Here is a 10177-nt window from a genome sequence, read left to right on the forward strand (position 1 = left end):
CTCGGGGGGCTGGTCATCGGGGTGGCGGGGGTCGGGACCTGCTATCTGATCGACACGCTGTCCTTCGCCGTCGCGCTCTACGGCGCCTTCCGGCTGCCTCGGCTGGCGATGCGCTCCGAGCAGGCGCCGCGGCCGGGCCTGCGGGGTGTGGCCGACGGCCTCAGCTACCTCATGCACGCCGCGCCGGTCCGCGGGGCGCTGCTCACCGACCTCGCCACGACCGTCCTCACGATGCCCATCAGCCTCTTCCCGCTCCTCAACGCCGAGCGCTTCGGCAACAACCCGCGCACGCTCGGCCTGTTCCTGACCGCCATCGCCGTCGGCGGCGTCGTCGCGTCGGTCTTCTCCGGCACGTTCACGCGCCTGCCCCGCCCCGGAGCGGTCATGCTCCTCGGCTCCACGGTCTGGGCCGCGGCCCTGCTCATGCTCGGCCTGGTCTCCAACGCCTGGCTCGGCCTGGCCTGCCTGGCCGTCGCCGGCGCCGCCGACACCCTGGCGGTGGTCTCCCGCAGCACCGTCGTCCAGCTCAACACCCCCAACGAGATGCTGGGCCGGGTCGCCGCCGCCGAGCAGATCGCCGGCCAGGCCGGCCCCGAACTCGGCAACCTACGCGCCGGCCTCACCGCCGCCGCGACCTCCGGACAGGTGGCGCTGGTCAGCGGCGGCATGCTCTGCCTGGCGGCGCTCGCGGTGATCGTCGTCAAGACACCGCAGCTGCGGGAGTTCACCCGGCCGGTGGCGGTCGAGACGCCACAGCCGGTCGGGGCGGCATAACGAAAGCAGAGCTCAGCAGGGTGCTGTGTTGTTCGACATCCAGACCCACCGATCGTTCGTGTTGGCGGTGCCGCTCAGGTTGCTGACACTCGTCCCGGGATCGATACACAGCTCGGTCCCGGCGCAGCCACGGCGCCTCGTCGTCGGGGTCGGCGTCGACGATCGGCGCCCCGCGCTCGCTGCGCACCCGCCGGATCACGTCCAGCTCGCGCCGGAACCGGGCCCGGAACACGGCCGAATCAGCGTACTGAGGCCGGATCACCTTGACCGCCATCGGCCGCCCCTGCGCGTCGCGCGCCAGGTAGACCCGGCCGGACCAGCCGGAGCCCAGGACGCCGACCAGCGGATAGTGACCGATGAAGTCCGGGTCACTGCGCCCCAGGGGTTGGACCACCGCAGGCACCCCAGAAGGTTCGAGATTCGGCTCCGAGTGCTCCACACCCCACCTCCGATATCAGCGCCCTACATTGTTCACCCGTTCGGTTCGCACCGAAAGGGACGCGCGCGCATTCAACTCCTCCGCGTCGGTCCCCGTGGTACTCCGGAACGCCGCGGTGATCTCCGCCATCTCCGCCGCGCTCAACACGTCCTCGATCGCGTCGAACCCCTCCGGAGCCCGATCGGCGACCAGGTTGAGGATCCGGTCCATCGGAAACGACCGGTTCATCCGCACGATCGCGGCCGTCGCCGGACGCCGCACGGCCTCGTACGCGGCCAGCCCCGCAGCCGGGTCGTCGGTGTGGTGCGCCAGCTGACACGCCAGGTGCCGCGCGTCCAGAATGGCCTGCGACCCGCCGTTTGAGCCGATCGGATACATCGGATGCGCCGCGTCCCCGGCCAGCGTGACCCGGCCTGCACCCCAGAACGGCAGCGGATCCCGGTCCACCATGGGGTACTCCAGGATCTTCGGGCTGGCGGCCATCAGCTCGCACACGTCCACGCCGGCCAGCTTCCACCCCTGATAGTGCGGCAGGACGTCGGCCAACCGACCGCTACGGTTCCAGTCCGGCGCACGCACCGCAGCCGGCTCGACCCGCACCTCGGCGACCCAGTTGATCAGGACACGTCCATTCTCACCCGGCGGGGAGATCGGGTACACGACGAACTTCGCCGCCCGATTGCTCCCGCCCCACATCATCGACCGACCGGTGAGAAACGGCTCGCTCTCGGCGCACCCGCGCCACATCGTGATGCCACTCCAGCGCGCCGGGCCCTCGCCAGGATGCAGCTGCGCGCGCACCGCCGAGTGCAGCCCGTCGGCACCGATCACGATGTCGGACTCGAACGTCCCCAGGTCTTCGCCGTCCCGTCCGACCAACCGGCTGACCACCCGGTCGCCGTCCTGCCGCACCTCGGCCAGCCCGGTGGAGGTCCGCACGCACTCGGGCCCGAGCCGCTCGCGCACGGCAGCGAGCAGCACCGCCTGCAACTCGCCCCGGTGCACCGAGTACTGCGGCCAGTCGTAGCCCGCCCCGATCCCGCGCGGCTCGGACCAGATCTGGTTCCCGTGCACGTCCATCGTGACCACTTCGGCCGTCGGCACCGCCATCCGCGCCAGCTCCGGCCCCAGACCCAGCTCGATCAGCTCGCGCGTGGCGTGCGGCAGCAGGTTGATGCCGACGCCGAGCGGCCGCAGCTCGGCGACCGCGTCGATGACCGTGATCTCGCCGCCCAAACCGGCGTCGTGCAGGCTCAGCGCCGTGCTCAGCCCCGCGATACCGGCGCCGACGATCAGAATCCTCACAATGCCCCCTCGTGCTCTCGGTCTCTCGATCTTCTCAGAACCTTGCGTTACTCGGCGGCACCGGGCGGGCCGAACCCGACCCCGAAGCAGATGCTTCGGTGCGAAAAGTGATATCACTTTGCTAGAGTTTTCTTTGGAGAAACACCGAGGCCCAGGGCTCAAGGAGACGTCCGTCATGTCCACCAACCCCGTCACACCACCGCCACCGCCGACCACACCGGACTCACCGGACTCACCGGACTCACCGGACTCACCGGACTCACCGGACTCACCGGACTCACCAGGCTCACCGGTCCCGCCGCTCCCGGTCCCCGCCGCGGCGGCCCCGATCGCCGAGCACGCCGCCTGGGAAATCCCCGGCTGGCTCCCGCTGATCGTGGCCGTCGCCGCGGTCATCGCGGCCGTCTCCCTGCGCAGCGGCGGCCCCGCGCCGCACGTCGCGCTCATCGTCGTCGCCGTGGTGATGCTGCTCGGTCTCGTGCCGGTGGCGCCGGGCCGGGCGCGGGTGGTCGCGCTGTTCGGCCGCTACTCCGGGACGGTGCGGACCACCGGGCTGCGCTGGGTCATCCCACTGACCACGCGGCGCCAGGTCTCCACCCGGGTGCGGAACCACGAGACCGCGACGCTCAAGGTCAACGACGCCGACGGCAACCCGGTCGAGATCGCCGCGGTCGTGGTGTGGCAGGTGCGGGACACCGCGCAGGCCGTGTACGCCGTGGACGACTTCGTGCAGTTCGTCGCCATCCAGGCCGAGACCGCCGTCCGGCACACCGCCACCAGCTACCCCTACGACGCACGCGGCGAAGGCCAGATCTCGCTGCGCGAGCACGCCGAGGAGATCACCTCGCAGATGTCGCGGGAGATCGCGGCGCGGGTCACGCTGGCCGGGATCGAGGTCGTCGAGTCGCGCATCACGCGGCTGGCCTACGCCCCGGAGATCGCGCAGGTCATGCTGCGCCGGCAGCAGGCCGACGCGATCGTCGCGGCGCGGCAGCGGATGGTGCAGGGCGCCGTGGGCATGGTGCGCTCGGCGCTGACCGAGCTCGGCGACGAGGGCATCGTCGAGCTCGACGAGGAGCGCAAGGCCGTCATGGTCAGCAACCTGCTCGTCGTGCTGTGCAGCGAACAGTCCACGCAGCCGGTGATCAACACCGGCACGCTCTACCAGTAGGCGCGGGCGCGCGTATGGCCGACCGCAAGCAGATCCTGCTGCGCCTTGACCCGGCCGTCCACGACGCCCTGGCGCGCTGGGCCGGGGACGAGTTGCGCAGCACCACGGCACAGATCGAGTACGTGCTGCGCCAGGCCCTGGCGCAGGCCGGGCGGCTGCCGTCGAACGTCGGGAAGATGCCCCGGCGCGGGCGGCCGCCCAAGGCCGAGGACGAGGTCGAGGCGACCGAACTCTCCGAACCACCCGCACCCACCGACCCGACCGACCAGCCCGAACCCACCGAACCCACCGAACCCACCGAACCCACACCAGACCGTCAGCCCGAAGAGGAGCCATGACCGCGACCAGGGAAGACCCCGTTCTCGTCGTCGACAAGCTCACCAAGAAGTTCGGCCCCCGCACCGCCTACGCCGACGTCTCCTTCACCGTCGGCCGCGGCGAGGTCTTCGGCTTCCTCGGCCCCAACGGCGCCGGCAAGACCACCACCGTGCGCAGCCTCGGCACGCTGATCACCCCGACCTCCGGCCGCGCGACCGTCGCCGGCATCCCGCTGGAGGCCGCGAACGCCGTCGAGATCCGCGAGCGCATCGCGATCATGACCGAGGCCCCGGGCCTATACGGCCGGCTGTCGGTGACCGAGAACCTCCAGTACTTCGTCGGGCTCTACCACCTGTCCGACGGCGAGCAGCGCATCAAGCGGGCGCTGGAGGCCGTCAACCTCACCGACCGCGCGCAGGACACCTGCAACAGCCTGTCCAAGGGCCTGCGCCAGCGCGTCGGCCTGGCGCGCACGCTGCTCAACGACCCCGAGATCCTGTTCCTGGACGAGCCCACCTCCGGCCTGGACCCGGTCGCCGCCCGCGGCGTCCACGACCTGATCAGCGGCCTGCGCGACCGCGGCGTCACCATCTTCTTCACCACGCACCGGCTGGCCGAGGCCGAGGCGCTGTGCGACCGCGTCGCGATCCTCAACACCACGCTGCGCAGCATCGGCAAGCCCTCCGAGCTGCGCGAGCAGCTGTTCCACAAGGGCCTGCTCGTCGCCACGGCCGCACCGCTGGCCGACCCCGGCCGGGTCTTCGCCGGCCTGCCCGGCGTCGAGAGCTGGGACACGGACGCCCGGGGCGGCGCGCCGGGCTCCTACCGCCTGGCGGTCAGCGACCCGGCCGTCGCGGCGCCGGAGGTCGTCAGGGCCCTGGTCCACGCGCAGGCCGACGTGCTGTCGGTCGCCGAGTCCCGGCACTCGCTGGAGGACGTCTATCTGGAGCTGGTCAACGAGGACGTGGAGGCGACGCAGCGATGAGCGCCATCAGAGCCATCAGAGCGATCAGAGCGATCCGGGCGGTCCGATCCGGGCGCATCGACCCCACCCGCGTGCGCGCGGTGGTGCGCAAGGAAGTGACCGACTACCGCCGCAACCGCTTCGTGCTGGGGACGATGACGGTCCTGCCGATCGTCTTCCTGGCCAACCCGATCATCAACATCTTCACCGCGCCGACCGACGTCTCGCGCACCGCCCTGGACGCCCGCGTCGGCTCCACGATGCTGTTCCTGCTGCTGGTCCCGGTGATCCTGCCGGCCACGATCGCGGCGTCGTCGATCGTCACCGAACGCGAGCAAGGAACGCTGGAGCCGGTCCTGACGACGCCCGTGCGGAGCGAGGAGCTGCTGATCGGCAAGGCCCTCGCGGCGCTGATCCCGGCGGTGAGCATCGCCTACGCGATGCTCGGCATCTTCCTGCTGATGGTCAAGCTCTTCGCGCACCAGCAGATCGCCGACGTCGCGCTGGAGGGCCCGCGGATCCTGGCGCAGGTGTTGTTCGTCCCGCTCCTGGCCGGCTGGGCGATCTGGGCCGGGCTCGCGGTGTCGGTGCGGGCGAACGACGTGCGGGTCGCGCAGCAGCTCGGGACGCTGGCCAGCCTGCCGCCGCTGGCGGTCACGGCGCTGATGGCGTTCAACGTGATCACGCCGACGTTCCGGGTGGCGCTGCTGTTCGCGGTCGGGCTGCTGGTGCTCGACGTCGGGGCGTACCGGCTCATCGCGCCGATGTTCGACCGGGAGCGGCTGATCACGGCGCGGCGCTCGAAGTAGCGCTGTCCTCATCGGCGGCTACGGCATCCAGCACGGCATCGAGCAGCGCCTGCGCGGGCCCGGTCGGCGGACGTCGGCCGGGCACGACCGCGCACAGGTCTCGATAGATCGGCGGCTCGATCGGGAGCATGCTGATCTGCTGCTTAGCGGTCGCTGGGATCGCCCCCGACTGAAGGTTCACTACCTCGGCGACCACCCGCCGAGCCAGGCCCGCCGCCGCGCACGCCGCGGAGATCTGGCCCTCCATCCCGGAATCCAGCCGGTAGGCGACGAAGTCCCGATCGCGCAGCACCGGATCGTCGAGCCGGATCTCGGCGGCGCGCGCCAGCGGATCCCCCGCCGGGACGGCGGCGGCAGGATCGCAACCCGGCGCCGTGCCCCACGAACTCGACGAGGTAACCGCCTTCCAGCGCCGGCATCCAGCGGTGACCGTGAGTCCGCGGCGTGCTGCACGGCCGGCTGCACGTCGGCGCGATCCAGACCTTCGGCGCGGTCGACCTTCCGGCCGCGCCCACCCGCGACCGCGTCCCGGCCGTCCTGCGCCGCGGCGAGCGCGCGCCGGGCTGCCGGGAGCAGGGCTTGTCCGGCCGCGGTCAGCGTCACCTGCCGGTTGTCGCGGACGAACAGGGCGTCGCCGAGCTCGTGTTCCAGGGCGGCGATGGCGGCGCTCAGGCCGGACTGGCCGACGTGCACGCGCGCCGCGGCCCTGGTGAAGTGCCGCTCCTCGGCCACCGCGACGAACTGCTCCAGCTGCCTGAGCTCCATGTATCGATCGTAGCCATGGACATGAGCGGAAACATCTGTTGGACCGATGATGCGACGCGGCGTGACCCTGAACCCATGACGAACCACGCAGACGACAACCCCGGCCTCTACCCGCCGGTCCTGATCCGCGCCGACGAGGCCGAGCACCTGGCCTCGATCGGCCACTTCCTGCTCGCCGACGCCGACTCCACCCGCGGCGCACTGAGCACCCACCGCGTCGCGCTGGCCACCGGCGCGGACAGCGCGGTCCCGCACTACCACAGCGGCTCCTCCGAGCTCTTCTACATCCTCGACGGCCGCCTCGACGTCCTGGTCGGGAGTTCGGTGCAGACCGCGAATGCCGGTGACCTGCTGGTCGTGCCGCCAGGCCTGAACCACGCCTTCGGCGCCCACGCCGGCTCGACCGCCGAGGCGCTGATCGTGATCACGCCGGGCGTGCAGCGCTTCGACTACTTCCACCTCGTCGTGCGGACGCGTGCCGGACTGGAGCCGCCGGAGACGCTGCGCGCTGTGCAGGAGCGGTTCGACACGTTCTTCGTCGAGAGCGAGGTGTGGCGGGAGGCACGGAAGGCGCGGTGACCTCGGCCCGGCCCGGCCCCGACTGCAAGCCCCACAAGTCGCCAGGCTACTGTTGCCGCGATATCGACCTGCGAAAGGCATGAAGCATGGCGTCCCAGAAGCCGAAGGCTCAGCAGAGCGTCGACATAAGCACCGTCAGCACCAAGGAGATCATGCTGATCGTCCTGGCCATGATCGTGCTCGCCGGCACTGCGATCTGCGTCGCGCTGCTGGGCTGAGCTGCGGGACTGAGCTGCGGAGCTTAGCCGGAGGCCCGAGGCGGGCCCGCGCTTCAGTCCGGCAGCCGCTCCGGCACCGCCTGGTGCACCTGCTTGAAGATCACCGAGGTCCGGAACCCGGTGACCTCGCGCCGCTTGGCGATCCGGTCGGTCAGGAACATGTGCAGCCGGTCCAGGTCGGGGACGCCGACGTGCAGGACGAAGTCGTCGCCGCCGGAGAGCACGAACGTGCTGAGCACCTCCGGCAGCCCCGAGGCGAAGTCGGAGAAGGCGTCGATCACGCTCCGGCTCAGTGGCCTGATCTGCACCGCGACCAGCGCCTGGACGCCCCGGTTGAGGGCCGCGGTGTCGATCTCGGCGTGGTAGCCGCGGATCACGCCGCGGCGCGTCAGGGACCTGACGCGCTCCAGGCAGGTCGAGGGGGCGACGCCGAGGGTGCGGGCCAGTTCGCGGTTCGACCGGCGGGCGTCGGCTTGCAGGAGGCGGACGATCTCCGCGTCGAGGTGATCCATTCTCCGATCCTGGCACTCCCGCGCCCGGGCGGGCTCAGCGACCCGTGGCGGCACTGAGCCGGGCACGCACCGACTCCTCCGCGACGGCTGCGAGCGTCACACCGCGCGTATCAGCACTCTGTAGCAGCCCGGCGACCGTGTCCTCGATACCGCGAACCCGTTGCCCTGCCTCGTCTTCCGAGCGCTTGTCCAACTCCACGGTGATCGCGTGGATCACGCCTCCGGCGCTGGCGATGTAGTCCGGGACCCAGGCGATCCCGCGCTTGTGCAGCGCGTCGGCGACATCCGGAACCGCGAGCTGGTTGTTGGCCGGGCCCACGATCGCCCGGCACCGCAGATCGGGCACGATGTCCTCGGTGAGCACACCGCCGAGCGCGGCCGGGACGACGATGTCAACGTCCGCGGTCAGCGCCTGGTGCGGATTGCTGTGCCACTGCGCGCCGAGGCCGTCAGCCAGGTCCTTCTTACTCGCATCGATGTCACTCAGCACGAGCTCGGCGCCGGCTTCGGAAAGCAGAGCCGCGATACGCGCGCCGACGCTGCCGAGCCCGACGACTGCCACGCGCAGGCCGCGCACCGTACCGCTACCGCTACCGTTGCCGTTGCCGTTGCCGTTGCCGCCGCCCAACTGCGCGGCGACCGCCCGCAACGCAGCGACACTGCCCTCGGCTGTGGCAGGCGAGGAATCCCCACTGCCGCCGTATTCAGCGGGCTTGCAGAACACGTAACTGGTCCGCTCCCCGATCACGACCATGTCCTGCGGCGAGGTACCGACGTCGGGCCCGGTCGCATAACGTCCGTCGAGCGATTCGATGGCGTCCGCGACATCGTGCAGGATGCCGCGCTTCCACTCGGGCGTGAGCTCATACCCCTCCGGCATCGCCACCACCGTCTTGCCGCCACCCCGCGCCAACCCGGCCGCCGCGAACTTGGCCGTCATCGCCGCCGACAGCCGCAGCGCGTCCTCCAACCCGTCCTGCCACCGCGGATACCGCCAGATCCGACACCCGCCGGCCGACGGACCGAGCACCGAGGAATGCATGGCGACGACGACCGGCAGCCCGGAACGCGCGCCGGTACGGATGAGAACCGCTTCGTGATCAGACCACTGCGGGAAACCAGACATGGGAGGAACCGCCTCTCGGACGAATGACCGCTTCGGTAACCCCACCTTCGGGCATCCGACAGTCCGAGCGCGCCTCAGCCGATCGAATGGCCGGAACGCCCGCGTAACGCCGCGCGGAAGCGAACGTGGTTCGGCGCAGCGGGGTCGCGGCCGGTCAAACGTCCAGGCGGCGCATCCAAGCGAGTACGCCTGCTTATCCGCACACGTCGCTCACGCGTCCAGATACTTGTGCACCAACATCACCGCCATCGACCCCTCCCCCACCACCGCAGCGACCCTCCGCCCGGACCACGACCGCACGTCGCCTGCGGCGAAGACCCCCGGCACCGTGGTCTCCAAGTGGTACGGCGCGCGCGCCAGCGGCCAGGCGGGCTGCGGCGTGCCGAGCGCCGCGATGTCGTTGCCGGTGACCAGGCAGCCGGAGTCGTCGCGCAGGAAGCGCGGGCCCAGCCAGGCGGTGTCGGGGGCGGCGCCGATGAAGGCGAAGAGCCAGGTGGCGGCCACTGTTTCGGTGGCGTCGGTGCGGGTGTCGCGCAGCGTCAGCTGCTCCAGGTGGCTGTCGCCGGCCGCTCCCGCCACCTCGGTGTGGGTGCGGACCTCGATCGAGGCGATGGCGGCGATCTGCTTGATCAGGTACGTCGACATCTCCTGCTCCAGCGACTCCCCGCGCACCAGCAGGACCACCTTGCGCGCGCAGTCCGAGAAGTAGATCGCGGCCTGCCCTGCCGAGTTCGCGCCACCGACGATGTACACCTCGGCGCCGGCGCACAGCGGCGCCTCGGTGAGCGCGGAGAAGTAGTAGACGCCGCGGCCGACGAAGTCGGAGACGCCGGGGGCGTGCAGGGTGCGGGTGTTGGCGCCGGTGGCGACGATGACCGCGCGGGCGGTGACGCTGCCCCCGTCGGAGAAGCCGATGGTGAAACCGTCGTCGGCCGCTGTCCCGGTCAGTGTGCTGGCATGGCGCGTCAGCACAAGTTCGGCCCCGAACTTCTCCGCCTGCCGCCGGGCCCGATCGGCGAGCTCGGCGCCGGAGACGCCGTCGGGGAACCCGAGGTAGTTCTCGATCCGCGACGTGAGCCCGGACTGCCCGCCGATCGCCCAGCGCTCCACCAACACGGTCCGCAGCCCTTCGGAGGCCCCGTACACCGCCGCCGCCATCCCCGCCGGACCGCCCCCGACGACCACCAGGTCGTACGC

Annotated in this window: 13 protein-coding genes and 1 pseudogene; 7 read left to right on the plus strand and 7 right to left on the minus strand. The window is 71.1% G+C overall.

What is annotated here, in order from left to right; genetic code table 11:
- Positions 1–774: MFS transporter (locus GWK61_RS49325; RefSeq protein ID WP_194920623.1), on the plus strand; the 774-nt coding region annotated here is incomplete at its 5' end.
- Here GWK61_RS49325 and GWK61_RS49330 read toward each other — a convergent pair.
- Both GWK61_RS49330 and GWK61_RS49335 read right to left on the minus strand, forming a co-directional pair.
- Positions 725–1168, minus strand: a complete 444-nt coding sequence (locus GWK61_RS49330) for a protein kinase family protein (RefSeq protein ID WP_194920624.1) — start codon at positions 1166–1168, stop codon at positions 725–727. The two genes, GWK61_RS49325 and GWK61_RS49330, sit on opposite strands and share 50 nt — an antisense overlap.
- Positions 1169–1228: 60 nt before the next feature.
- Positions 1229–2518 carry a flavin-dependent oxidoreductase gene (locus GWK61_RS49335; RefSeq protein WP_194920625.1) on the minus strand — a complete coding sequence of 430 codons (1290 nt, stop codon included), beginning with the start codon at positions 2516–2518 and terminating at the stop codon, positions 1229–1231.
- A 175-nt stretch (positions 2519–2693) separates the two neighbouring features.
- On the opposite strand from GWK61_RS49335, the gene GWK61_RS49340 reads away from it, so the two are divergent.
- The 4 genes from GWK61_RS49340 to GWK61_RS49355 are packed head-to-tail and all read left to right on the plus strand — an operon-like array spanning position 2694 to position 5780.
- Complete coding sequence (locus GWK61_RS49340; protein WP_194920626.1) at positions 2694–3689, plus strand: SPFH domain-containing protein; 996 nt, start codon at positions 2694–2696, stop codon at positions 3687–3689.
- Between the two features lie 14 nt (positions 3690–3703).
- The gene (locus GWK61_RS49345) at positions 3704–4027 is read left to right on the plus strand and encodes a type II toxin-antitoxin system antitoxin (protein ID WP_194920627.1); all 324 of its coding nucleotides are present in this window, start codon (positions 3704–3706) and stop codon (positions 4025–4027) included.
- Positions 4024–4992, plus strand: coding sequence for an ABC transporter ATP-binding protein (locus tag GWK61_RS49350; RefSeq protein WP_194920629.1), 969 nt, complete (start codon positions 4024–4026; stop codon positions 4990–4992). The genes GWK61_RS49345 and GWK61_RS49350 overlap by 4 nt, the downstream gene beginning before the upstream one ends.
- Positions 4989–5780, plus strand: coding sequence for an ABC transporter permease subunit (locus tag GWK61_RS49355; RefSeq protein WP_194920631.1), 792 nt, complete (start codon positions 4989–4991; stop codon positions 5778–5780). The genes GWK61_RS49350 and GWK61_RS49355 overlap by 4 nt, the downstream gene beginning before the upstream one ends.
- On the opposite strand, the gene GWK61_RS49360 is transcribed toward GWK61_RS49355, so the two are convergent.
- Both GWK61_RS49360 and GWK61_RS61225 read right to left on the minus strand, forming a co-directional pair.
- Positions 5758–5910 (minus strand): hypothetical protein, encoded by a 153-nt coding sequence (locus tag GWK61_RS49360; protein ID WP_194920633.1) that lies wholly within the window; start codon positions 5908–5910, stop codon positions 5758–5760. The two genes, GWK61_RS49355 and GWK61_RS49360, sit on opposite strands and share 23 nt — an antisense overlap.
- A gap of 374 nt (positions 5911–6284) precedes the next feature.
- Positions 6285–6545: pseudogene (locus GWK61_RS61225) on the minus strand (LysR family transcriptional regulator); the annotation flags it as partial.
- Positions 6546–6620: 75 nt separating this feature from the next.
- Here GWK61_RS61225 and GWK61_RS49370 point away from each other — a divergent pair.
- Both GWK61_RS49370 and GWK61_RS59065 read left to right on the plus strand, forming a co-directional pair.
- Positions 6621–7124 (plus strand): cupin domain-containing protein, encoded by a 504-nt coding sequence (locus GWK61_RS49370; protein WP_194920638.1) that lies wholly within the window; start codon positions 6621–6623, stop codon positions 7122–7124.
- Between the two features lie 86 nt (positions 7125–7210).
- Positions 7211–7342, plus strand: coding sequence for a hypothetical protein (locus GWK61_RS59065; RefSeq protein WP_267254575.1), 132 nt, complete (start codon positions 7211–7213; stop codon positions 7340–7342).
- Between the two features lie 53 nt (positions 7343–7395).
- Here GWK61_RS59065 and GWK61_RS49375 read toward each other — a convergent pair whose 3' ends face one another.
- The 3 genes from GWK61_RS49375 to GWK61_RS49385 all read right to left on the minus strand — a co-directional run.
- Positions 7396–7854 carry an Lrp/AsnC family transcriptional regulator gene (locus GWK61_RS49375; protein WP_194920641.1) on the minus strand — a complete coding sequence of 153 codons (459 nt, stop codon included), beginning with the start codon at positions 7852–7854 and terminating at the stop codon, positions 7396–7398.
- A gap of 34 nt (positions 7855–7888) precedes the next feature.
- A complete protein-coding gene (locus tag GWK61_RS49380) occupies positions 7889–8980 on the minus strand; it encodes a Glu/Leu/Phe/Val dehydrogenase dimerization domain-containing protein (protein WP_194920642.1) in 1092 nt (363 codons plus the stop codon).
- A 210-nt stretch (positions 8981–9190) separates the two neighbouring features.
- Positions 9191–10177 (minus strand): NAD(P)/FAD-dependent oxidoreductase (locus GWK61_RS49385; RefSeq protein ID WP_194920645.1); only part of this gene is annotated, 987 nt, incomplete at its 5' end.

The organism is Catenulispora rubra (assembly GCF_015356825.1).
GTDB classification, from domain to species: Bacteria; Actinomycetota; Actinomycetes; order Streptomycetales; family Catenulisporaceae; genus Catenulispora; species Catenulispora rubra.

Bases quoted from the DNA above. Each gene is read 5' to 3' on its own strand.
- GWK61_RS49340 (WP_194920626.1), top strand. From the start codon at position 2,694: ATGTCCACCAACCCCGTCACACCACCGCCACCGCCGACCACACCGGAC.
- GWK61_RS49345 (WP_194920627.1), top strand. From the start codon at position 3,704: ATGGCCGACCGCAAGCAGATCCTGCTGCGCCTTGACCCGGCCGTCCAC.
- GWK61_RS49350 (WP_194920629.1), top strand. From the start codon at position 4,024: ATGACCGCGACCAGGGAAGACCCCGTTCTCGTCGTCGACAAGCTCACC.
- GWK61_RS49355 (WP_194920631.1), top strand. From the start codon at position 4,989: ATGAGCGCCATCAGAGCCATCAGAGCGATCAGAGCGATCCGGGCGGTC.
- GWK61_RS49360 (WP_194920633.1), bottom strand. From the start codon at position 5,910: ATGCTCCCGATCGAGCCGCCGATCTATCGAGACCTGTGCGCGGTCGTG.
- GWK61_RS49370 (WP_194920638.1), top strand. From the start codon at position 6,621: ATGACGAACCACGCAGACGACAACCCCGGCCTCTACCCGCCGGTCCTG.
- GWK61_RS59065 (WP_267254575.1), top strand. From the start codon at position 7,211: ATGGCGTCCCAGAAGCCGAAGGCTCAGCAGAGCGTCGACATAAGCACC.
- GWK61_RS49375 (WP_194920641.1), bottom strand. From the start codon at position 7,854: ATGGATCACCTCGACGCGGAGATCGTCCGCCTCCTGCAAGCCGACGCC.
- GWK61_RS49380 (WP_194920642.1), bottom strand. From the start codon at position 8,980: ATGTCTGGTTTCCCGCAGTGGTCTGATCACGAAGCGGTTCTCATCCGT.